At 56.1% G+C, this 25,750-nt stretch carries 12 protein-coding genes; 11 read left to right on the top strand and 1 reads right to left on the bottom strand.

The genetic code is table 11. From position 1 onward, the window contains the following. Positions 1–399: 399 nt before the first annotated feature. From OZX70_RS08680 to OZX70_RS08645, 8 genes are all read left to right on the top strand, one after another. Positions 400–3,105: a heavy metal translocating P-type ATPase gene (locus OZX70_RS08680; RefSeq protein WP_277180806.1), complete on the top strand. Its 2,706-nt coding sequence runs from the start codon at positions 400–402 to the stop codon at positions 3,103–3,105. A gap of 328 nt (positions 3,106–3,433) precedes the next feature. Further along, complete coding sequence (locus tag OZX70_RS08675; RefSeq protein WP_277180804.1) at positions 3,434–5,104, top strand: PTS transporter subunit IIC; 1,671 nt, start codon at positions 3,434–3,436, stop codon at positions 5,102–5,104. A 137-nt stretch (positions 5,105–5,241) separates the two neighbouring features. After that, positions 5,242–6,243: a LacI family DNA-binding transcriptional regulator gene (locus OZX70_RS08670; RefSeq protein ID WP_277180802.1), complete on the top strand. Its 1,002-nt coding sequence runs from the start codon at positions 5,242–5,244 to the stop codon at positions 6,241–6,243. Between the two features lie 13 nt (positions 6,244–6,256). Then, complete coding sequence (rpe, locus tag OZX70_RS08665; RefSeq protein WP_277180800.1) at positions 6,257–6,937, top strand: ribulose-phosphate 3-epimerase; 681 nt, start codon at positions 6,257–6,259, stop codon at positions 6,935–6,937. A 274-nt stretch (positions 6,938–7,211) separates the two neighbouring features. Continuing rightward, complete coding sequence (locus tag OZX70_RS08660) at positions 7,212–8,117, top strand: ribokinase (protein ID WP_277180798.1); 906 nt, start codon at positions 7,212–7,214, stop codon at positions 8,115–8,117. A 412-nt stretch (positions 8,118–8,529) separates the two neighbouring features. Then, positions 8,530–9,831, top strand: coding sequence for an adenylosuccinate synthase (locus tag OZX70_RS08655; RefSeq protein ID WP_277180796.1), 1,302 nt, complete (start codon positions 8,530–8,532; stop codon positions 9,829–9,831). 335 nt (positions 9,832–10,166) lie between these two features. Next, positions 10,167–11,654, top strand: a complete 1,488-nt coding sequence (locus OZX70_RS08650) for a ClC family H(+)/Cl(-) exchange transporter (protein WP_277180794.1) — start codon at positions 10,167–10,169, stop codon at positions 11,652–11,654. Positions 11,655–11,791: 137 nt separating this feature from the next. After that, positions 11,792–13,456: a hypothetical protein gene (locus OZX70_RS08645; protein ID WP_277180792.1), complete on the top strand. Its 1,665-nt coding sequence runs from the start codon at positions 11,792–11,794 to the stop codon at positions 13,454–13,456. 482 nt (positions 13,457–13,938) lie between these two features. Here the strand turns inward: OZX70_RS08645 and OZX70_RS08640 are convergent, their stop codons facing one another. Then, a complete protein-coding gene (locus OZX70_RS08640; RefSeq protein ID WP_277180790.1) occupies positions 13,939–14,304 on the bottom strand; it encodes a PaaI family thioesterase in 366 nt (121 codons plus the stop codon). A 48-nt stretch (positions 14,305–14,352) separates the two neighbouring features. Between OZX70_RS08640 and menB the strand changes: the two genes are divergently transcribed. The 3 genes from menB (at position 14,353) to OZX70_RS08625 (ending at position 25,628) form a co-directional block, all read left to right on the top strand. Then, positions 14,353–15,177, top strand: coding sequence for a 1,4-dihydroxy-2-naphthoyl-CoA synthase (menB, locus tag OZX70_RS08635; protein ID WP_277180788.1), 825 nt, complete (start codon positions 14,353–14,355; stop codon positions 15,175–15,177). A 196-nt stretch (positions 15,178–15,373) separates the two neighbouring features. After that, entirely contained in the window at positions 15,374–17,287 is a 1,914-nt protein-coding gene (locus OZX70_RS08630) for an AMP-binding protein (RefSeq protein ID WP_277180786.1), read from the top strand. A 400-nt stretch (positions 17,288–17,687) separates the two neighbouring features. Further along, positions 17,688–25,628, top strand: a complete 7,941-nt coding sequence (locus tag OZX70_RS08625; protein ID WP_277180784.1) for a DUF5979 domain-containing protein — start codon at positions 17,688–17,690, stop codon at positions 25,626–25,628. Positions 25,629–25,750: the final 122 nt, after the last annotated feature.

Below are 25,750 nucleotides of genomic sequence, written 5' to 3'. Positions count from 1 at the left end.
TCGCAAGTTAGAATGTCAAGATTTGCAAAAAATCAAGGTTTCTTGATATCGGTTGCAACTTTATGGGCTTGTATGATATCCTCGTTCTGCCAGTCGGAATCGGTTCGCATCAAGGTATATCCGGGTTTCTAGAGCTTTCGCTTTGTTGGGTTCCGGCCGGTAGGGCGTTGTTCATTTCGTCCTTCGATATTGTTATTCGTGTGGGTCGTCGGCTGAGGCTGGCGGCCCGTACGAGTTTTCCGGCACGTTGTCAACGTGGTGCCGTTATACTTGACTCATAATCTTTACGCCGTGTATCGGTGGCTTCGCGCCGCTGGTGGGTTAACAAGGCGTGACCAACTTGCTTGGCCGCGTGCTTGTGTAATTCGTGGCAAAGCAGCACACGCGCAAGGAGAACTCATGCGGGTCATTCGCAAAGTTGCTGACATCTGCCGACAAGTACCAATGCTTCCCACCACCATCGTGGCTGCGGTTTTCGTGGCTTTGTTCTGGAATTATCGGCCGTGGCTGGGCGGCCTTGGTGCGTTGGGAATCGGCAATTTCGTGGCCGCTCCGCCGAGCGCGGGGGCATGGCATATCGGGCCGTTCGCGTTTAACCCTTCCGTCGGTCAGTTCATCGTGGTCTTGCTCGTCGCCTATTCCGTTTTCGATTCCGTCCGCGGCATGATCGCCTCGCTTAAAGCCGGACATGTGGGTATCGATGTGCTCGCGATTCTCGCGTTGCTTTCGACGTTGGGAGTGCAAGAGTATTGGGCGGCATGGGCCGTGGTTTTGATGATATGGTCCGGTGAGGCTATCGAGTCGTTTGCCCAAACCAGGGCTGAAAGCAACCTGAGCGCTCTGATTGCCGCGGCTCCTCAGATGGCGCATATTTCGGATTTGCCAGGGGTCGGTGCGGCCTTCAACGATGAGGGCGTCAGAGTTCAAAAGGGATCTTCTAAAACGAACGAGGACACCGATACCCGCAAAGCGCATCTTAGGGCAATATTTAGCGAAAGCAACAGGCGTTTGGCCGATGGTTTCCGCGCGACTTTGGCTGCTGCGTTGCCGCAAGTGGACGTGCACGATTTGGAAAATAATGTATGCAGAATCGACCCGAGTGAATGCAGTTGTGAACTTGCATCCGTGGCCAAGGGCGAGGCTGGAAGCCGGCAGAAATCCAATCAGACCTATAGCGGTCAGCAAATCGAAAATGACGGCGGCGATACGATTGATGTGAAAGCCAACGTGGACGGGCGTAGAGAGCGCAACGTGATGGACTATGCGGGAACGGGCGTGCGAGCCGGTTCCCAGAGCCGACGTACGCAGGTTCCCGGTTCGTTGGCGCGGCATACATTCATCGGCGGTTCCTTGGCACGCGATTCTCAAGCGGTGAAAATTATGGAATCGCAGGCTTCTCAGGATGCGCATTTCCATACCGTGCCGGTCGATCAGGTGGCGCTCGGCGATGTGCTGGTGGTTCTGCCTGGCGAAACGGTCCCGGTGGACGGCAAGCTCTTAAGCGGCACGGCGACGCTCGACCTCAGTGCCATCAACGGCGAGCCCTTGCCACGCACCGTATTCGCGGGTGCTCGCGTAATGTCCGGGGCGATTAACGGATCGACGATGATCGTAATTCGCGCCACCCAACTGGCTAAAGATTCGCAGTATCAACAGACCATGCAATTGGTCGATTCAGCGCGGTCCTCGCGCGCGCCCGTGGTCAAAACCGCCGACGTGCTTGCAGTGCCGTTCACCATTATTTCCTTGATTATTGGCATCGCTGCGTGGATTGCTTCCGGCACCCCGGAACGCTTCGCACAGGTGCTCGTGCTGGCTACGCCGTGCCCGTTGCTCATCGCTGCGCCGGTGGCGTATATGGCCGGAACCGGAAGGCTTGCGAAGGCCGGAATCCTGGCGAAAACGCAGGAAGTTCTGGAGAATCTCGGCAAGGTTTCGCATATCTTCTTTGACAAGACGGGCACACTTACCGTCACCAGGCCACAGGTCGTACGGGTCGACGTGCCGGAGGTTGCACGTAAACGGTTACCCGCCTTGCTTGCATTCGACGAAGATAAGCCGGAGTCTCATTCTTTGCAGTACATCGAGGATATTATCGTTGAACTTGCGGCAGTGGTGGAGACCTATTCGGTTCATATTCTTGCTCAGGGCATCGTAGCCGCAGGAGCCGCCGCATCAAAGAAGTTGCACAATGGCCGAACGGCTTTCCCGGTGGTCAATGACGTGCACGAAGATGCCGGCAACGGCGTGCAGGGCAAGGTCGAAGGCCACACGATCCGCGTTGGCCGGCTGAGTTTTGTAATGAGCGCGACCAGTGATAACGGCGGCGACGGGCGTGAAACCAAAACCGCAATGGACTCTTCGGTTTCGCATGATTCAAATTCTGTGCTACGAGCCGATGAGGCGTTTCCTAGCTCGCAATTCAAGCCGCGTTCGGCCGATGAAATGGTGGCGTACGTTTCAGTCGACGGGACTCTTGCTGCCCGTATCGTACTGCGTGACGTGCCGCGGAGCAATGCCCGTGAATCGTTGCAGCGTCTGCGTTCCTTGGGTATCGGCAAGGTGACGATGCTGACTGGAGACTCCCGCAGCTCGGCCGATGTGATTGCCGATGAGGTCGGTATCGACGATGTTCGTGCTGATTTGCTTCCGCAAGATAAGGTGTCAGCTGTCAGAAACGCTTCACAGGAGGAGCTGCAGCATCCGTCGAAAATCGAGGCATTCCTTGACCGGCTTTCCGGCCAGCCTAAGCCGCGTCCAATTTCGGTGATGGTCGGCGATGGCGTCAACGACGCTCCTGTGCTTGCTGCTGCCGATATCGGCATCGCTATGACCGACGGCACTTCCACCGCTGCCTCGCAAACAGCCCAGGTAGTCATCATGAACGACGACATCGCCGATGTGCCCAACGCAGTCGCTATCGCGCGTCAGACCAAGCGTACGATGCTGCAGGCTGTGGTAACCGGTCTCGGCCTCGCGCTCGTCTGTATGGTCGCTGCCGCGTTCGATCTCATTCCCGTGGTGGTTGGCGCCTTCATGCAAGAGGCCATCGACGTCGTTTCGATTCTTTGGGCGCTGACCGCGCTGCGTGACCGTAAGGCCTGAAAGAGTCCCTATTATCTGGGTTTAAGGAGAATGGCTGACGGAGTAGTGCCTTCTTATTGGTTTACATAAAAAGTTGAGTAATCGGTTTCGTAATTTATCGCTATGTATTTGTGATTTATTCTTCTCGACACGCGCTTTCTGATAATTTTAGATACGATAAAACGTTGCAATAAAGCCATTATTTGCACTTCTTATCAATAAATCGTCCAAGTGGCTTGCTTTTTTTGAAAAGAGGCATATAGTGTTATTTACGTAACCGGTTACGTAAGGAAAGCCGGCGGAAAACCAACGAAGAGATATCGAAAGCTCTACGAGGAGGTAGGTATCAATGGATTTCTCCAAAGTCGTGGGCGCATTGGACCAAGGTTTCAATTGGTTCATCAGCTTGGGCGGTGCGGCGATGATGTTCATCATCATCACTCTGCTGTCGCTGGCATTTGGCGTCAAACTCAGCAGGGCTTTTGAAGGCGGTCTGCGTATGGCGATGGCCCTCACCGGCATGAGCGCTGTGATTTCATTGTTGACCACAGCATTCGGCCCGGCGTTGAAGGCATTCGTCTCCTTCACCGGCCTGCATCTGTCAATCAGCGATTTGGGTTGGGCACCGATTGCGGTGATTACGTGGAGTTCGCTTTATACGCTGTATTTCGCGTTCATCTGCATCATCACCAACCTGGTGATGTTGGCGCTCAAAGCCACCAATACGCTGAACGTCGATCTGTTTAACATCTGGAACGTATCGATTCTTGGCCTGCTCATCAACTGGAGCTCGGGCGGCAATTTCTTCCTGATGTCGATTTTCGTGGTCTTCATCTATGCGCTGATGCTGTTCAACGCGGATGCGATGAAGCCGACCATCAACGATCTGCTTGGCTACGATGAAACGAACATCACCACCACCGCGCACCCTGAGCTGTTGGTCACGCCCATCGTGGTACTGCTTGACAGGCTGATCAGCAAGATCTTCCCCTTCATCGACAAGTTCGATTTCGATGCGGAAACGCTTAACAAGAAAATCGGTTTCCTCGGCAGCAAGGGCGCGATTGGCGCGTATCTTGGCGTGTTTGTCGGTCTGCTCGGCCGTCAGGATGCTCCGCATATCTTCACACTGGCATTTACCGCCGGTGTGGCTCTCGAACTCTTCGGCATCGTGGGCGATTGGTTCGCCCCCGCCATTGAACCGCTTTCGGAAGGCATCACCTCCTTCATGGAGCGCAGGATGCATGGCCGCAAGCTCTACGTCGCCATCGACTGGCCGATTCTCGCCTCGCGTGCGGAAATCTGGGCCGTGGCAAACATTCTGGCACCGATCCTTCTGATCATCGCCATGGTGCTTCCGGGCAACAACGTGCTTCCGTTGGGCGGCATTATTCTCACCGTCCTCGCCCCCGCGCTGCTTATCGGCACTCGTGGCAAGGTCGTGCGTATGACGCTGATCGGCACCATCATGATTCCGATCTTCCTGTGGGCTGCGACGCTGATCGCGCCGTTCCTCACGCAGACCTCGAAGGCCATGGGCGTCTTCCCTGCCGGCCTTGGCAAGAACGAGATGTTCAGCGCCGTTGATTCCGACCCCATCGAAAAGATGCTTGCGCTGCTCTTCGGCAATGCAGCGAAGACGCTTGATTTGAAGCTGATTCTTTGCTCCGTACTCGCGTTGGTCGCTTATGTCGGTCTGTTCGTGTGGTATGTGCATACGCTGCGCAAAGAAGCCAGGCTTCGTGGCGAAAACAACACTCCGACGGTTGCGGTGACTGCCGACATGGCTTCCAAAGCTGTTGAAAAGGACGACGCAGATGTGACTGCCCAGTCCGCTGAGTCCGCCGATGCTGTCGAAAAGAACGAACCGTTCCAGGAAGACAAGGAAACTGCCGGTGCCTGCGTTGTGATGAGGCCAATGACTTCGACCACGTTGAATCGCATAAAGAATCGTGGCTTATGTTCTTTGCGGAATCGTTTACGTTCATTTATTTCGCGTGCATCTCTCGCAGTCGGATGACCTAAAAACTTGGAATACGGCCGGAACTTTGGCAAATCTTGAATTTTGGTCGTATTCCTTCGTTGGATGCTTGCCAAATCATGACTCCGGTTTAGTGTGAAGGTACTTAAACCTATCCGACACCTGATTAGAAGGCAATGATGGCAACGATTAAAGACATCGCGCAAATGAGCGGAGTGTCCACCGCAACCGTATCGCGCATCATCAATCAGAAGGGGGGAGCGAGTGAGAAGACCATAAAAAAGGTCAGTGCCGTAATCAACAGACTTGGCTATGAACCTGATTTCGTTGCAAAAACATTGTCGCAGAAGGCCTCAGACCTTATCGCCTTGCTTGTCCCCAATCTGACAAATCCGTTTTTTGCGGAGTTGGTAAGCAGTATCGAGAGCGCGGCGGATGCGCGCGGATATCGCGTGTATCTGTGCAACAGCGAAGACGACCGGGACAAAGTCGAATATTACCTGAAATTCATGTGCAATATTCGGGTTCGGGGAGCGATTATCAATTCGCTTTACGTTGATGAAGGTGATCTTGAGGTTCTCAGCAGCCGCGGGATTGTACCGTTGACAATCGATAGAGCATGTTTTTCGCATCCTTATGCAGCAATGGCGGTCAACAACGTAAGCGGTTCCTACCAAGCGACCAAGTATCTGATTCAGGAAGGCCACAGTTCGAGGCTGGTCTTCATCTCCGGTCCGGAAGGAGAGAAAAGCTCCGAGGACCGCTATGAAGGTTACCTGAAGGCCATCAACGAGTGCAACGCCACGCATGTGGTCAAGCTTTACAGCGATTTCTCGGTTTCCGAAGGTTATCGGGTAGCCAGCGATTTGTTCAAGGTCCGTAGGGATGTCGACGGAATCGTATGCTCTGACGATGCCATCGCCTTGGGGGTGTTGAGAGCAGTCGCCGACACAGGTTTGCAGGTTCCTGAAGACATACGAGTAATCGGTTACGACAACATTGAAATGAGCAGGTATTCAATTCCGCGTCTGAGCACGGTCAACCAACTTCCCGAAAACATAGGGGACATGGTGTTGGACATGTTCGAAAAAAGCGTCAAGGCCGGAAACAAACCTCAAAAAAACGTGATTGAGCCGCACCTTGTCATACGTGACACTTCTCAGACAAGGAGCGCATAAAGGAGTGTTATAAATGTGTGAGATAGGTCCCTCGTTGATGTGCGCGGATCTGGGTAATCTGGAGCGCGATGTCAAGCAACTTGATGCTGCAGGAGTTGATTTCTACCACATCGACATCATGGACGGTTCGTTTGTCCCCAACTTCACGCTCGGCCCCGATCTGGTGAAAAGCGTGCGTGGCATGACGGAGAAGCCGCTGGACATGCATCTGATGGTCGATAAGCCCGAGCGTTATATTTCCATGTTCGCCGATGCAGGCGCCGATAGAGTCGCCGTGCACGCTGAATCCACGAACAATCTGCAAGGCACGCTTACTGCCATCCGCCAAGCCGGTATGCAAGCAGGCGTAGCGATCAGCCCGGCCACGCCTCTCGAAACGTTGGATTACGTGTATGACGTTACCGATTACGTCATCATCATGACCGTCAATCCAGGATTTGCAGGGCAGAAATTCATTGGTCCGATGTACGACAAGATTGGCGATCTGTCGAGTCGAATCGCCGAACGTGGTCTTGTCATCCCCATTGAGGTGGATGGCAACATCGGCGCCGAAACGATTCCGGAATGCGTACGCCGCGGAGCCACAAGGTTCATCGGCGGAACCAGCGCGATCTTCCGCAAGGGTTCTACGCTGGCCGACAACGTGAAGGCGACCCGTGCATTGTTCGGCGAGGCGATGGCCGATTCGCGCTGACGAACCGAGAAGTCTCTAAGCTATGAGTTGGCTTGTTGGTTGCATGGTTCTGCAATCCAAATTCGTCTTTTCAAAAATTCAATAGCCGATCTTTCATAATCAAATAATCGAATAAAAAAACACAACAAATTCCATCGCAGGCGCATATTTTTTGATTTAAAAATGCCTACCCCGGCGAAAGCTATACCTTTTTTCGGTGTCAACGTTCGAATAAAGGTTACGTAACCGGTTACTGCGAATCCTGCAGGCGATGGACACAAAAAGGAATACAGCAATGAACATGAAATACGATGTAGTGGTTCTTGGCAGCATGCACCTTGATATCAAGGCGTTCACCAAAACATATCCCAAACACGGAGACACCGCGACCGCCAAAAGCATCACGATGATTCCCGGCGGCAAAGGCGCAAACCAGGCTGTTTCTGCTGCCAAACTCGGTGGCAAGGTGGCCATGCTCGGCAGCGTCGGCGATGACGGCGCCGGCAAGCAGATTCTGGATGACCTGGCTTCATGGAATGTCGATACCAAATTCGTCAAGCAGACCAAGGAGCTGGGGACAGGAACGTTCATCGTCGAAATCGATGATAGCTCCGAGAACACGATGCTCGGCACGATGGGTGCCGACAACGCCACCACCGAAGAGGACATCAAGACCGCGATGAGCCAGATTGATGCTCCCGTTCTCGACCTGCAGCTGGAGACCTGCAAGGAATCGGTGATGGCCGCGCTCAAAGAGGGTAGGAGAAAGGGCATGTATATCATCCTTGATCCCGCTCCGGCCGACAACTACTTCCCCGAAGCCATGCAATACGCTGACTGTGTGACCCCCAACCAGCAGGAAACCGAGAAGATCACCGGCATTAAGGTCAACAACCGGGTCGATGCCGTCAAAGCCGCGAAGGCGATTGTCGAGCTCGGTCCGAAAACTGCCATCGTCAAGATGGGAGGCAATGGCAGCGTTGTTTATCATGATGGCCAAATTTACGAAATCGATGCGGTGAAGGTCAACGCGGTCGACAGCGTATGTGCAGGCGATGTGTTTGCGGGTGCTCTGGCGGTTCATTATTCGCAACATAATGATTTCCTTGCCGCTGTGAATTTTGCCAACCACGCTGCGGCGGTGAAGGTCAGCCGCGTCGGCAATCACGCCGCTTTCCCGACACTTGCCGAAATGAAGTAACCGGTTAATCAAATAAAGTGAATAAACGTTCTCTTCGCCATACCAAGCCTATGGGAGAAAGTCTGACGAAGAGAACGAAATCTGCCGTTTTAACACTTGGGCTGGGTACGCCATAAACAACAAACGCATATTTGGTTGGGAATCCCCGATAATCATCTTCGACGGATTTTAATCCAGCTTATTTGTCGATGTTGGCGCGCCAAGTTGCCGATTTTTTGATGAATCAGGCACGATTCTTCGTTTTTGGGGGTACTTGGCGCGCCAACATACCCCAAAAAACGAAGAATACACCACAATTCTTCATAAATAGGGGTACTTGGTGCGCCAAGAGGCATAAATAGTGCAAAATGACCGGTATAGGCGTGACGGTAGGCTAATAACGGCGGAATAACGCGTATCTCGGGAGGTTAGCATGCCTGGAATTGTTCTGATTGGTACCCAATGGGGAGACGAAGGCAAAGGTAAGGCCACCGACCTCATTGGCACGAAGGTCGATTATGTCGCGCGCTTCAACGGCGGCAACAATGCGGGCCATACCGTGGTGGTCGGCGATGAAACGTATGCGCTGCACCTGCTCCCCAGCGGTGTGGTGAACTCTCAGGTCACGCCGGTCATCGGCAATGGCGTGGTGGTGGACCCCGAAGTGCTGTTCGAGGAAATCGACGGGCTGCAGAAGCGTGGCGTCGATTGCTCGCATCTCAAAGTCAGCGAATCCGCACAGATTATCGCTTCTTATCACCGCGTTATTGACAAGGTGACCGAGCGCTTCCTCGGCAAGCACAAGATCGGCACCACCGGCCGCGGTATCGGCCCGGCATATGCCGACAAGATCAACCGCGTCGGCATCCGCGTGCACGACCTCTTCGACGCGGAGCGCCTGCGTGACAAGGTCGAAGCGAGCCTGCATCAGAAGAACCAGATGCTCGTCAAGCTTTACAACCGCCGTCCGATCGACGTCGACGAGACCACCGACGAGCTGCTGAAGCTCGGCGAACGTCTGAAGCCCTACGTTGCCAATACTTCATTACTTTTGAATAACGCCCTCGACGAGGGCAAGACCGTGCTCTTCGAGGGCGGCCAGGCCACGATGCTCGACGTCGACCATGGCACTTATCCCTTTGTGACATCTTCCAATCCGACCGCCGGCGGCGCCTGCACCGGCACCGGCGTCGGCCCCACGAGAATCGACCGCGTCATCGGCGTGGCCAAGGCCTATGTCACTCGCGTGGGCGAGGGGCCGTTCCCGACCGAGCTCAACGACGATTCCGGCGAATGGTTGCGTCAGCAGGGCCATGAATTCGGAGTTACCACCGGCCGTCCGCGTCGTTGTGGCTGGTTCGATGCCGTCGTCACCCGTTACGCCACGCAGGTCAACGGCCTGACCGACATCGTGCTCACCAAGCTCGACGTCTTGACCGGCCTCAACGAGATTCCGATTTGCGTCGCTTACGACGTGGACAACGGCGACGGCACTCACACCCGCTACGAGGATATGCCCATTGACCAGGCTGCGTTCGCCAAGGCCAAGCCCGTTTACGAAACCATGCCCGGCTGGACCGAAGACATCTCGAAGGTTCACAAGTTCGAGGATTTGCCTGCCAACACCCAAGCTTACGTCAAGCGCCTCGAGGAGATCTCCAACTGCCGTATCTCCGCCATCGGCACCGGCCCGCAGCGCGACCACATCATCGAGGTCCGCTCGCTCGTCGACTGAGCATATTGCCGATACTGTATAAAAAGTGCACTTTAGGATTGCTAGAGTGCACTTTTCCTGCATTGGCGTCAAAATAATGCATTTTAAGGAACTGTAAAATGCACTTTTCCGACGGCTGGCGTGAGAATGGTACTGGAAATTGCAAAGTGTACTTTTTCGACGGTACCGTTGAAATGGTGTACTTTAAGGATGCCAGCTTGCACTTTTCTTACGGTAGCGTCAGATTAATGCACTTTAGGGATGCTAGCTGGCACTTTTCCGACGGCAGCGTCAGAAAAGTGCACGAAAGGCCAGCAGTTCTGTAAGGAACTGGCACAGGGAAGGAATCGGCAACAATGGCAACAGTGGGCATCTCGCGGCGCAGCCAGTGGGTGGTGGCGGCTCGCGCGGTGGTCTGCGGCCTGATTGCGGGGGTACTTGTCACCTGCTATCGTCAGGGCATCGAATGGGGCACGCAGTTCGCGCGCTGGATGTACCCGCAAATCCGCAACAATCCTTGGCTTCTCGCACCTTGGGCGCTCGCTGCAGTGGCGATTGGCCTCTTCGTGGCGTGGTTGGTCAGGCTTGAGCCGATGGCATCCGGCAGTGGCATTCCGCAAGTTGAAGGTGTGGTGAGGATTGGCCTCAAAATGCGAGCGGGAATGGTCCTGCTCGTCCGATTCGCCGGAGGCCTGCTCTGCGGAATGTTCGGTCTTTCGCTCGGCCGCGAAGGCCCGTCGATTCAGATCGGCGCCGCAGCCAGCCAGGGCGTGGCGCAAGGAATGCGAAAAATCCGTTACCATGGCGAGAGTGAGAGTAGCGAAAAATCAATAAATATAGTCGATTTCGATAACGTAAGCGGTTCCGACCAAACGGTTAGTGCGAATAGTGCTGGCCTCACAAAAGACTTCAACAAAGCAAACGGTCACGAAGGCGCGGGCGGCAATAAAACAGCCGAAACCAACATCCTCATCACTGCGGGTGCCGCCGCTGGGCTTTCCTCCGCGTTCAACGCTCCGCTCTCCGGCATGATGTTCGCGCTGGAGGAGGTGCATCACAATTTCTCACCGGCTATCCTGCTTTCGGCGGCTGCGGCTTCGATAAGTGCCGATTTCGTCTCGAAATACTGGTTTGGCTTGAAGCCGGTGCTTGATTTCGCGCGCCTTTCGCAGCTGAGCCTGCCACAATATTGGTGGATGATTCCGCTCGGCCTTGTCGCCGGATTAATTGGCGTAGCGATGAACAAGCTATTGCTCGGTTTCCAAATGCTTTATAACAAACTGCCGTGGCAGGTTCGCCCAATGATCTCCCTGGCCATTGCATTACCGGTCGGCGTCTTCCTGCCGCAGGTTCTGGGCGGCGGTGAAAGCCTGATCGGTTTCGCAGAACGTGCGACCGACGGCATCGCGCTGCTGCTGGTACTGTTGGCCGTCAAAATGCTATTCACCTCCACGAGCTTCGGCAGCGGCGTACCCGGCGGTATTTTCATGCCGATTCTTGCGGTCGGCACGCTCACCGGTTCCATTTTCGGGGTCACGCTGCACACCGTGACCATCAATGGGAACCCACTCATTTCAACGAAAATCATTCCGCTGTTTGCCGTCTGCGCGATGGCCGGAGCGCTGACCGCGTCTGTCAAAGCCCCGATGACTTCCATCCTGCTGACCGTCGAAATGAGCGGCACCCTGATGCACATGCTCCCGGTCGCCGCCTGCAGTTTCATCGCCCTGCTGGTCTCGGATCTGACCAATACCGAGCCGATTTACGACGCGCTCCTCGACCGCTATGCAGCCAGCCATCCGGAGCAACTGCCCAAAAGTATCATTTCAACGATGCTGGGCTGAAAATGGCTACTCGAATCTGACACATTACCATTTAGTCATTTATCGAATATTTATATGGATATATCGACAGACAGGTGTAATCTTTATCACGTAATATATCCCAATCCAGTGAGGCTGGATGAAGAGAAGGGAACAATATGGCAAAGAAGAGATATGCCATTGTCGCATCGTTCGCGGCAGCGTGCATGATGATGGCCGGTATCGGCGTCGGTTCGGCGAATGCGGCTGAGACACCGGCGACCAAGGATGCACCTGCTGCCACGCAGCAGACGCAGTCTGCCAGCAAAGACGCGGCGCAAAGCAACGATGCCAAAGTCGATGCGAACGCGACGACTGCCGATTCGTCCAATAAGAGCGATGCCACGGCGCAGGCCAAGCCGCAAACCCAGGCTCAGCCCAAGGCTCAGGCACAGTCCGAACAGAAGCCGTCCGCACAGTCCCAGCCGGCCGTGCAGCCGCGCGAGACCCCATCCAGCAGCAGTGATGGCGTGGGTCTCAGCGGCATCAAGATTACCGATGTGAAGGTCACCGATGTCGGTGCCCACACCGCGAACCTCAGCTTCGATTATCGTATTACGTGGCCTAATGGTCATCCCGCGAATCATCCGATTGACGGCGAGACCGATCGTATCGCTCCGATCATTTCCTTCACCAACATCACCAGCTTAACCGCGCGTTCGGCCAGGGGCGGGTGCCAACCGTACGAGGATCCGACAACGCATCAGACCACCGAGAACTGCTACGCTTTCAGCGGATACAATCCGACCAATCTGGATATCGATCACAATGATGCGCACATTGACGATAATATGACCGCTCAGACGTACGCGCAGGACTATGGCTCGCACTATGTGGGCGACTTCGCTAATTTTGTTGGGCAGGGGCAGCAGTTCACCCGTTACGGTTTCTCCAATGTCGATTACAAGTTCGGCTATCCTTACGACGCCTCCAAGAGCACCGGTCATTTCGATATGTCGTTGATCGGCCTTGAGCCGAACACCCATTATGAGAATCAGAATGTGAACGCCAACGGCAAGGACCTCACCTATGCCGATCCTTACATCATGCTCGGTGAGCATGCCAAGGAGCTCGTGGCTCAGGGCAAAAAGGATCAGGCCGTCAACCCCCACATTATGCAGCTGCTCGTCGGTGTCGAGTACATGGACTTCTACGATCAGGGCAATGGCGTGTCGGGTACGGAAGGTGTTCCGTCCGGCAATTTCGTCCAGATTCCCGCCTTCACCACCAAGGCCGAGCCGACCGCGCCTGCGTCCGGCGACCTCAACAACTCCAACCATGGCGACGTCACCGCGCCCAGCAACCCCGTGGCCGGTTCGCCGTCGCGTATCTACATCCACAACCTTTCCGAGGCGTGCAAGGCCGGTGCCGACGATACCACCGATTCCAAGCCTTCCTGCTTCTGGGCTGGTTACATCTATTCCGACCCGACCCAGCTGACCGATCCGTCCGGAGCTCCGTACCTTACGGTGAAGAGCGACGACAAGGGCTACTACGTCGAGCCGCTGCTGCCGAGCGACAAGACCGGCGTGCACAAGATCGCGCTGCTCAACGAGAACGGTGCGCTCGCTGGCTGGACGACAGTGAACATTGCTACGCCGCCCACCCCGCCGTCGGGGAACGGTACGCCCGGTACGCCTGCTCCGTCTGGTGACAACAAGAAGACTGGCACGGATCCGAAGCTCGCGAATACTGGCGCTTCGGTTGCCTACGTTGCGCTCGCTGCTGCTGCTTCGTTGACGCTGGCCGCTGGCATCTCGCTGGCTCGTCGTCGCCGCGCATGATTGCATGAATGCGTGAATGTATGAGGCGATAATCGCTGGCCGATGATATTGCGGTCCGCGATTGAGGCATACAAATTCCCGGGAATCGATGTTCATTTGATCGGTCCCGGGAATTTTCTTCTTGGTGAGTACCGAAGATATAAGGCTGCTCACGGTCCTTTCAAATCATGGCTTTGCCGTTCCTTTTTTAAAGTCTCTTTTTAAAGGTTTCCCGTTACTTCCCGCGCGCGCGATGAGGCGCACGAAATCCACGGTTATTCCCGCCGTACATGGTGAAGTTTTGTATTGCTTTGGATGACCTGAGGCGTTCGGTCTAAAAGATTTTTCAGGACTTATCATTTACTCGTAGAGTGTCAAGGGAATAGAAATTATCGTCATCTGCTGTCATGTTATTTGCTAAAGAAACCAGCGAAAATGCCCGATTCCATCTTCGCTGACAATAAGATATAAGGCTGTAAAACTCTCGGTGCACTCGCTGGGGATTATCGGCGTTCGCGAACAGCTAACGTCACTGTCGAAATACTGGTGAGCTTGCTGCCCATGCGTATCTCTACACGCCATGTTTGCAACGTTTTACCGACATTTTCGGGGGTCGCGGTGGCAGTCAGCGTGCCGGATGTTACCGGACGAAAATGATGCGTGCTAATATCCACGCCGACGGCAATATGAGAGACATCAAGCCGTGCCATTGCGCCCAAACTTGCCGCTTCCTCTGCCAAAACGGCATTCACTCCGCCGTGCAGGATGCCATATGGCTGTAGAACGTTTTCGGTAACCGGCAATGTTAAGATGACTTTTGACCGCGAGATTTCCTGTTGTTTGATGCCCAGATAATTCGCAAGTGACATAATCGAACCTCGCATTCGTAATAGGGGACATGACGCTAAGGAGCCAACATGGCGACAAGTCACGATTTCGAGACTGTCAAAAAGTATGACGAAATACTGTTCGAACGTCTCGACCACATAGCTAAAATTACCATCAATCGGCCGGAGAAGCGAAACGCTTTCACACCGAAAACCATCGAGGAGCTGATCGACGCCTTCACGATTTGCCGTGACGATGCCGCAATCGGCGTCATCATCTTCACCGGCGCGGGCGACCTCGCCTTCTCGTCCGGTGGCGACCAGGGTGTGCGCGGCAACGGCGGCTACGTCGGCAGCGACCACGTTGCTCGACTAAACGTACTCGATTTGCAACATCTCATTCGCATCATCCCCAAGCCCGTCATCGCGATGGTCAAGGGTTGGTCCGTGGGCGGCGGCAACGTGTTGCAGCTGGTCTGCGACCTGACGATCGCGGCCGACAACGCGAAGTTCGGCCAGACCGGTCCCAAGGTAGGCAGTTTCGACGCGGGCTACGGCTCCGGCTTGCTCGCCGACGTCATCGGCCAGAAGCGCGCGAAGGAAGTCTGGTTCCTCGGTCATTTCTACACCGCTGAAGAGGCTCTGCAAATGGGCTGGATCAACAAGGTCGTGCCGCTGGCGGACATCGAAGAGGAAACGCTCAAGTGGTGCGACGAGCTTCTGACCAAGTCACCCATGGCCTTGCGCTTCATCAAGGCTTCCATGAACGCGGCGACCGACGGGCTCGCCGGCCTGCAGCAGCTTGGCGGCGACGCGACGATGCTCTTCTACACCACCGACGAGGCGAAGGAAGGCCGTGACGCGTTCAACCAGAAGCGCAAGCCCGACTTCGACCAGTTCCCGAAGTTCCCGTGATCCTAAATCGGCTGTATTCATCCCTCTTGGCGCGCCAAGAAGGCCAAAATCGCATGAATGATGTTTAATTCTTCATTTTTCGGGCCACTTGGTGCGCCAAGAGGCCCAAAAAACGAAGAATGATGGGTGAAAGTTCCGTTTTTGGGGGACTTGGTGCGCCAAGAGGTCTCAATAATGCGGATTGGGGAAATCTGTTATGGATAATTGGGTGCTGAAGCGTGCGCTGTTGACGCCGGAACGCACAGCGGTTTACGACGGCGAGACGCGCTATACGTTCGGTGACGTGTTCGACGAGGCTCAGCGGCTGGGCAGCGTGCTCGACAGATGCGGCGCGTTCAAAACGCAAAACGTCGCGATGGTCTCCAATAACAACGTCCGCGGTTATCTGCTGGCTGTCACCCTGCTGCTTTACGGCAAGACGGTCGTGTGGCTCAACAAGCGCCTGACCGACGACGAGCTCGAAGGGCAGATGCAAGACGCCGGTGTGGCATGCTGCCTGAAAGATGACAGTCTGCCTGCCGATTTGTTACGGGGCTCGTCGACTAACGCTTCGGCCAAGAAAAGCGCGAATGTTGATTCGAGCATTGACCATGCTGATGTTCTAACGGATGGCAACGTCCGCATTATCGGTTTCGACGAGGTATTCTCCAAAGCTGATGATTTCAAACTCGATGGTACCGGCACGGCTTTGGCCGGTTCGCAGATGACTTCTGGCACACCCGTTTCGGTCTATCAATCTTCCGCGTTGGAATCAGAAAAATCCGCAGCCGAGACTTGCGGCAACGACAGCGGCCTTGATCCCATAGTTTCGGCCCCGCCGATTCCTCGTGAATTCGCCGACGACCAGGTGGTGAGCGTCATGTTCACCTCTGGTTCCACGGGCGCGCCGAAAGGCATCCAGCAGACTGTGCGCAATCATTTCACCTCCGCGACCAGCGTGGCCCTAAGTCTTGGCACAAGTCCCGCCGACGAGTGGCTTTGCGCCGTCCCGATTTTCCATATCAGCGGCTATTCCATCATTCTGCGCGGCCTCATTTTCGGTGTCGCTGTACGTTTGATGGATCATTTCGACGCCCCCAAAATGGAGCGGATCCTGACCAACGAGCCCGTGTCGTGGGTTTCTATGGTCCCCACGATGCTCAAGGCGCTAGTGTCTGAGCACGAGAAGCGTGTCGCAGTGGCAGCAGTTTCGGCAGATGGTTCCGAATCCGGTTTGTCGAGTTCCGTTTCCGGTTCGGCCAGTTCAACCACCGGTTCCGCTTCCGACATTTCTGGTGACAACGACGTCCGCGCACCGCTGCCCGCCAATTTCGGTTATTCGCCGGCATTCAAAGGCTTCATTCTGGGCGGCGAAAAGTCCGACCTCAAACTGCTGAAACGTTGCTATGCGCTTGGCATGATTGTCGTGCGCTCCTACGGTATGACCGAGACCTGCTCGCAGATCGTCGGCACCGGCACGGGTGACGGCGCTCGCAAGTTGCTGGCAAGCGGCAAGCCGTACTTCACAACGTCATTGAAACTTGCCGACAAAACCGGCGAAATCCTCATCAAAACCGGCGCGCTCACGCCCGGCTACCTCAATCGTCCCGGCGTTTTCGAGGCCAAAAAAACCGCAGACGGCTGGTATAGGACCGGCGACGTAGGCCATCTCGACGACGATGGTTACCTTTACGTCGATGGCAGGCTTGATAACATGATGATTTCCGGCGGCGAGCACGTCTTCCCCGAGGAGGTCGAGCGTGTCTACGCCGATTGCCCAGGTATCGACCAGATTGCCGTCACCGCCGAGCCCGACGAAAAATGGGGTGAAGTGCCGGTGGCCTACGTGGTGTGCAAGGCCGATAATACTCAAATATCACAAGGTGCTAGCGCTGGTACAGACGCTGGCGCAGGCACCGGTGCAGACACCGGAAAGTCGGTTGACGCCAATGGGCAAGGTAAGCCGGAAGGTTCCGAAATAGAGGTTTCGGCCCCCTTATCCGCTCAGTGGCGTGAGTTCGGTCGAGCTAATCTGGCGCATTATAAAGTCCCGAAGCGTTTCTATCGCGTCGACTCCCTGCCGCGCACAAGCACGGGCAAGGTCCGTCGTTTCTTGCTTGGCAAAGGCTGAAATAAGATGCCTGGTTTGTCGCCCAACATGTGAGATGACAACATATTATATTTCAACAATTAGATATTTATATATACTTCGTTTAAAAAATAGATAAATAAACAATTTAATATAAGGTTTTACGCAAAGCGTATTAAGATTTTCTAGTCAATTAAAAGTCGGGAAACTCTTATAAATATCACGCAGAATCCTAATATTTTCAACATTTTAGACACGTTATTTCAATATGTTATATTTTAATACTGTCATGCGTTGATAGAATAGCTGTAACTGTTTTATGTAGTGTCATTTAAGGGCAATGGGCAGAAGGTTTATACCTGAACGACATTATTGAGAAAGGTTGAGAGGTCCTTTCTTGAGATAACGCGGATGCCGCCAGGTTTGTGCAGAGGAGAAAGTCATGGGTCTGTTTGATAACCGTGAAACGATGAAACGTGCGGCAGGCAAAACGCATAACGCAAATGGCGGGACCGCGAAGTTGCTGAAGTGGCTCGTGGCCATGATAGCTGCCGTGGCAACTCTGCTCAGCGGTGGGGTGGTCGCTTCGGCGAACAATGTTGATTCCAGCAGCCCAAGTTCGGCCAGCAGTGCCCCCAAATCAGGCAAAGAAAATAAGGTCGGGACTCAGGGTGACCCCGAGTATCAGTTCCTGAATTTTTCTCAGTCCGTTTATGGTGTTGACAGCGCGAACTCGGCGGCCCTCAAGCCCGGCGACGAATTCACGTACCAATTTAACCTAGGCTGCTCAGAGACCAACTGCGAGAATGCCTCTCTGGCCGATCAACTCCCGGCCGCCTTGCAAGGCTTTGCGATTGCTGATTTCAATGTCAGCGCGAACCTGCAGGCCGACATTCAGTGGAAAGAGAGCGGGGTAAACCAGCCTTCGCGGCCTACGACCATCGGTCCCGCCACTTCGTTCACCCTTATCCCAGGCCAGCAGTTCGTGTCGGGCGGAATCAACAAGACCGGCTTGGTGGTCGGCATGAACGGTACGGTGAACCTCACCTTGCAGGTTCCCGCAAACTTCTCCCCGAGCAACCCACACAACAAAACCGATATCGTCAACTCAGCCACGCTTTCAGCCGACAATTCCAAGCCTGTCACCTCTAACGCCACGGTGAAGGTAAGCGTCGACGCCAAGCTTGGGGCCAAAGCCACGGGTAGTTTCGACCCGGGTAATGCCCAGTATGTGCCCGGCAATGCCGAGACCCTGAAACTCAACGTTACCAATACCTCGAACATCACTGCGGACAAGGTCATTGTGCAGATGCCACAGGATGCGCAGGCTGGTTCGGATGCCGCAACGCTTGATGCGAACAACCCGTTCCGTTTCTTTGATTTTGATAGTTTTGGTTCCACTGTGATGCCAACAGGTGCTACTGGAGTTCAGGTTGATGCTTATGTCAAAAACGGCAGCACCGGTAAATGGAACTGGACCAACGGCGTCGCCGGACCTGCCTTCGCTCTGCCAACTGGTGTAAACCCGGGCGGCGTAGCCGGACTTCGCTTTACCTACACCGGCACAATGGCTCCGAACGCAGGGACTTCCAATCCGATTATCCTTAATCTCAAGCAACGTTCGACGGATCGCAATGACAATAGTTCGCTGGTTGAATTGAACACGGCTTCTACCGTTAGTCCCGTCGTTCAGGCCAACGCCGCACAGGGGTCCCAAACCGGCACGGCGACGGCGTCAGATCCGGTGACAGTAACACTTACACCTGCCCAGATGGGCATTACGGCGAGCGAGTCCTTTGACCCGGCCCGCCATCCTGCCGGCAACAAATCGACCGGAACGGTAGTTGTCACCAATGGCAACTCGGCAGTGGAAAAGATGGAGGTCACGGTTGGCAGCGGCTTCTTTGATTCCGACATCAAATTCGACGGTTTCAAAGAAGGTATTACATATCCTTCGGGCGCGGGCAGCGGCAAGGTCGTCTACCATATGCTCGATAACACTCAAGCTGATCAGACGGTCACCTTTGCCAAAGGCGCGATTCCAGCGCCTCCTACCGGCAACATCGCTTCCTTCGATATCAAATTCGATTCGACTCCGAGCGGCAGCACGACCAATCCAATCCTTGCAGGCGCGAACACTTCTATAAAATTCAGCGTGAAATCTCCGAGTACTTATGCATTTACGTCCGGCCAGACCACGAAAGATTTCACAGATGCTGCCAAAGCCAAGGTCACCGCGCACAATGCGGCGACGGCGAACGCCACGGCTCCGGACGCGACCATGACGTTGGTCAAGCCGCAAATCAAGGTGACGGTCAACAAGACGGTGAACCCCAGCGACGCCGTGCCGATCGGCCATAACGCGGTGGTCGCCTACCAGGAGACCACGGGCGCGAGCACCGATTACCTCCAGCCCAACGTCATCACCGTCGAGGATTCCTGGTCAGACAAGACCATCAGCGACCTCGGCACGATCAGCGCGGGGACCCCCGGCGCCAACGCAAACGATTTTTGGAACTCCTTCAACCTCAACGCCATCGAGTCCACCCCGATTCCCGCCCACACCAGGCTTACGGTGAGTATCAACATCCCCGGCGTCGGCTGGATCGACCTCGACACCAAGGCCCCGCAGGACGCAAGCTACCTCTATAGCCTCAACCACGACGACCTGGTTGGTAAGCTCGGCCATGTCCACCCCGGCGCTACGCCCGACCAGGTCACGGGCATCCGCTTTAAACTCGAGGCAGATGCCGGCAACAACGCCTTCTCCGGCAGCACCGCGATCTCGCAGTATGTCAGTTTCACCGCCCGCGCCAGCAAACGCGACGGCTCCGGCCCCACTGACGAGCTCGACACTCCTGACCCGCAGAAGCCCACGAAATACAAGTACGGCAACACCACCAGCCTTGCCGCCTCGGGGACAACAGATGACCATCATACCGTCGACAGCAACGCACTTGATGTGGATTCGGACAACCAGAATACGGTCGGTGTCTTCGCCTTCCACACGCCCGTGATTCCGCCGGGGGAAGATTTCTATCAGGTCAATGACTGGATCAGCGTCAACTACACCGACCCTGCTGCCTCCGACAACGCGACCAATTCCGTGCCATCCCTTTCCAACAAAATCATCACCTCGCACCTCAAGTGGGGCATCGACAGCGACATGACCTCGGTGACGCTCAAGCAGTCCGGCGACGTGACGGATTACGCCGATGCGGGCGCCCACAACGACCAGTGGAACGACGTCTTCAACCTGGTGTCGATCAACCCGATTGCCGTCTCCGACACCCCCTACACCAACGGTTGGTATCTCAAGTACGACAAGATCACCCAAGTGCGCGTCTACCACGCCTCCACCAGCTTGTGGCAGGTGGTCGCCGCGCCCGACGGTAGTTGGCAAAATGATGACCATTCCTTCAAGGGCTATATGGTGCCTGCCATAGACAGTGACGACATCGCCGGCCTTGAGGTGCACCTCGAGCCCGACGACGCCACCCGCACCGCCGACATCGCCGCGGGCAAGCCTTACGTGCCCCAGCCCAACTCCGACATCGTCGCCGCGGCCCAGACGCGCGATTTCCCTGCAAACTGGCAGATACGTGACAGGAACCGTGACACCAACGCCTTCGTTACCGGCAGCGTGCTGCACAACGGCGACACGAACCACGAACAGCCGCAGAACGTCCGGTTGGAGTCCACGAGGCGCACCGCAGCCGACCCCGTCCAATACCCGAACACGGTGAAATACGTAGCGCTCAACGGCAACAAAATCAGCATTACCGACTATAAGGCCGCCCTCAAGGTCGGCGCCGGCAACGTGTACGACCTCCTGGTTCCGCCGCACGGCATTTCGGCCCCGTCGAGCTCCTACCCGACGCAGACCTATGACATCTCCGCCACCAACGATTCGCCCAATCGTGCTTCTTACCTGCGCATCACCACGCCGTCGGAGTGCGACAAGAACAACCAGACCGACTGCTATACCGCCAACACCTCGCTGGCCGCCACGCAGAACCCGTTCACGGCCGCGCAGATTCCCGATATGAACACAGGCAAACTCGATTCGACCTCGACAATGCCCAACATCTTCAACCGTCAGACGCTCACCAAAATCGAGATCAGCTCCGATGACCCAAGCCAGGTCTCGCTGGCTGATTCGCGTGTCTATATCCTCCGTTACAGGCCCACGAACACCGCTGCGGGCACCGGCACCTTCTTTGTAGATCCCACGATCACCACGGCCGCCCAGGCCAACGCGATGACCAAGGCCGACCTGGCTGACGTGGTGGGCGTCTCGGTCACCTTCCAAGGTTCCTCCGACCCCGCCACCGCTGGCCCGACGCTGGTCGAGGGCAACTATGTCCGTCTCAAGCTGACCACCACCGTGCGTGATACGTTGCGCTCCACCGGCAAGGCCTTCGTGCCCAAGGCCGAGGACAACAACGCCAGCGAGACCACCCGCGCCACCGCGCAGATTTACGCGCCCATCACCGACTCGCGCGCCGACGACAAACCCACCAAGTTCGTCAGCGGCACCACCAGCTACCGTACTGGTAGCCTCCAGACGAGCATCAACGAGAGCATCAACCCAAACAACTTGGTCAATGTCCATCCACAGAACCCGCAAACGGTCGCGCTGGTGGCATCAAGTAGTAAGGGAAGCAGCGCCTCCACCCTTTCGCCCACCAAGGTGACAATCACCAGTTGGCCCGATGGTCAAGGCAAGAGTGGCAGCTCTACAAAGACTGGCAATTTCTGGAAGAACTTCGATTTCAGCAGTCTTTCGCAGCTTACGTTCCCGGCGGGTGCCACCAAAGTCAAGATTGGCGCTTATGGCCCGTTCGGCTCCGGCGGCGCGATGGGTTGGAAGTATGGCGAAGAGCAGGCCCAGCTCCCTGGCGGAAGTTCGGCCTACGACCTGCCAGTGACGTCCGCGCAATATAGCCAGATCCAAGGGTTGCGCTTCATCTTCACCAACCCCGACCTCTCCGGCAACCCCCAGCCCTTCACCAATTCCGGCAGCGTCGCTTGGAGCGCCCAGGCCAGCTATACGGTGATCCAGCGTGAGCATGTGCGCGACGATGATATGCAGTCCGTCGCATACCCGGGCAGTGAGCCCAATGCCGCTTCTTCCGAGGTGGAAAGCAAGCTCAACGACGGCGTCAATCCCGATCAATCCACTTCGGCCGATACCAGTACTCCTATGGTCTGGGGCTTTGGTACGTTCGGTCTCGGTGTCAGTGAGGTGGCTAACAATGGCACTCCCGGGGTCACAGTCGGGCAGATGGTGCCATGGGATGTCTACTTCTCCAATATCGGTACCGGTTACCTCGATGTCGACAAGGTGACTGCCGATTTGCCCGCCGAATTGCGCTATACCGGCCAAGGCGGGGCTGGTGATCCAGCCCACCCGATTGCTTTTACGCCGGGTGCCGTGGGTGCTGTGCCCAATTCCGGCATGCTCAATACCGCTCCGACGCTGGATTCCAGCAACCCAAGGAAGCTTGTGTTCAGTTGGCCGGAAGGCAAGAGCCGCATGCTGCCGGGCGAAGTGGTGAAAATGACCATTTGGCTGGAAGTACAGCCGGGTGCGACAGCGGGCGCGAATGTTAGGCTGCCTGTCACGGTCACCACCAAGAATCTTTTGAGAGATTTGTGGTTTGTCAGCGGTTATCCCAACTCGGTCGATCCGGTCAGGGAGAGAGATAGTGGCCGCACTATCGGCGGTAAGGTAACGGCTTTCGTTACCCCATCCAGCGGCGAAAACGTCTATGTCATCGGTGGCGTGAAGGGCAGCAAGTCGGGCGCAATCAATACGCTTGACCCAGCCCAGACCTGCAACCCGACCCTTACCGCGCTTGATGGCCAGAACTATTACCGCACGCCCTGTCGTGCCAATACCGCTGTCGGCGGCAAAGACGACTGGGTGCTACACATGATCAACGCCGGCACCACGACGGAAACGAGGGTCCAATTCTTTGAGCAACTGCCTGCCAAGCACGACAAGCGCGTGGCGGCCAGCAACTCTTACCGCGGTTCCACTTACCGGCCTGAGCTCACTGGGGTTCCGAAAGTTGTAGGTGAGCCGGCTGGCACGAGTACAACCATTGAGGCTTCCACCGACACCTCGCCTTGCGTGGGCACGTGGAGCACATTGCCCGGCCATTCCATCTCGCCTGCGAGCACATCCTGTTCGACCTCGACTTGGGTCGATAGCAGCGCCGTAACGGATTGGTCCAAAGTCACCGGCCTTCGTGTAACGCTTGATTTCACACGAGTGTCTGGTGGCGGGCTTCTTCCCGGCAAGGGTGCGGACGTTACCTACACGTCCAAGAACGTCCCAGCTTCGTCTCCCGGAACGCTCGCGGACGATTCCGATCCAACGGTTCCGGTCTCACTCGACCAGACGGCCGGCGTGCAGGAGGCTTGGGGCCAGTTCGGCATCCTTTACACCTCGGCCGACGACTCGATGCATCCCTTCGCGCCGGAACGTTTTGGCACGCGCATCGAAACCGGTTCGCTCAAGGTCGACAAGGCCGTGGGCGGTGCCGCAGCGACCGCGTATACCCCACAGGAGGTTCGCGCATCCGTTACCTGCAAGGACGCGGATGGCGAAGCGATGCTTTTCGGTGGTCAAAGCCACGGTTTGGTTACGCTCAACAAGCAGATTGACGGTACGTATGCTTCCGGAAGACTTGCGAATATCCCGCTGAGCGTCGATGGATCTGGTGCTGGCTATACCGTCTGCACGATTTCCGAGGACGGTCAGCTTGGCAAGTTCGGTGAGACCGAGCGTGCCGTGAGCGTCAATGGTGACAACAACACCAGTGATTCCCATACGATGAATATCATCGATTCCGACACTCTCGACGGTTCCGGCAATCCCACCAACGTGGTGGCCCCGGCCCAATCCGCGAAGATCACCAATACCTACCGTTATTCCGGCCTGAGCGTCACCAAGAGGGTCGACACCCACGCCGACAAGGGCAAGCTTGGCCCGTTCGACTTCAAGGCGGTCTGCAAGACCAGCGACGGTCAGGCGGTCAAGTTCAACGGCGGTCGTGACGAAAGTGTTTCCTTCACCTTGAGCGACGGCCAGACTTGGAGCGCCCCTTCCGATACGATTCCGGCCAATTCCACCTGTACCATTACCGAAACCGATACGTCTGCTGCCGATAGGACGGCATTCACCGGAACCAACGTCACTGACAATGCCAACGGCAGCGCGAGCGTTCGCGTCGGCAACGGCAGCGCCGGAGACATCGCGCATCTGGTGGCCACCACGGTGACCAACCATTACGATGCGGGCACGCTCACCGTCAGCCGTGCGGTTTCCGGGGCCGGCGCTTCGCGCTACGGCAAGGTTCCCGTCGGTTTCAAGGCGGTCTGCGATTATCGCGGTCAGCAGTTGCTTGACGAGAAGTTCGATCTCGCTGGAACGTCCAACAAGAGTTTCGGAGTCTTCCCAGCGGGCACGCAGTGCACTGTCACCCAGCTGACCGATGCGGGCGCTACCAAGCACGTATTCCTGCCGGAGAACGGCAAGGTGACCATTGCCACGATCGCTCAGGCCAGTGCTGCCGATGCGGCAGCTAGCGGTAGTTCCAGCGCTCCCGGCACGCCGAGCAGTCCTAGTGGGTCCAGCGGTTTGACCTCCGGTTCCAACAGTGCCGATGACCCCACACTTCCCGAGGGGGCCAAGCCCGGCGTCCCGACTTTGGTCAACGATCTGAGCGGCATTACCGTCGCCGAAGCTGATAGATACGATGTCAGCCAAGTGCCGATTGTGCTCAAGCGTACCGGCGACGAAAACGCCGTTCGCTCGCGTGGCAACGGTCCGTTCAAGATCAAAGCCACGTGCACTTACCAACGCGATGGCAAGCCGACCCCGATTGACTTGGGTGGCGACGGCACGTTTATCCTGAACGCTGGAAACGGCTACAGCACAACGCTCAACGACATCCTGCTCGGCGCGCATTGCACGGTCGCGCAAACCGATTCGGCCGGTGCGGATTCCACGTCGATTGATCCGGCGAACGGCGATGTGACGGTGGTCGAGGCAGCGGGCAAGAACACGGTGACTATCACCGACGTCTTCCGCGACAAGCCTTCGATGGCCGAGACCGGTGCCGCAATCGCGGGTATCGTCGTGCTGATTGTGATCCTGCTCGCCGGTGGTGCCATAATCCTCTACATGCGTCGTCGCTCGACGGGTGGCGATGAGAGTGACGCGACTTCCGGCGATCCTCAAGATCCCGATGATTCGCCAGCCTCTGGCGACTTGCCAACCACTGACGACCCATCGACTCCTGCGGCGCAATCCGCGGCCGCCGATGGCAAAGGTAGTGACGGCTCTCAAGGCGGTGAAGTCGGCGCCTGATAGATAGTTGAAGGTCGGTTCCTAAGGCCGGGCACGATTAGATTCGTACCCGACCTTTGCCGTGTTGTCTTCGTATCGCCAATATCTATGTTGCGTGATTGCCTGTGATGTCAAAGTTAGTG

This window comes from Bifidobacterium sp. ESL0732 (assembly GCF_029395535.1).
GTDB lineage: Bacteria > Actinomycetota > Actinomycetes > Actinomycetales > Bifidobacteriaceae > Bifidobacterium.
Note: the sequence above shows the minus strand (reverse complement) of the source record. Positions and strands in the feature narration are given on the sequence as shown.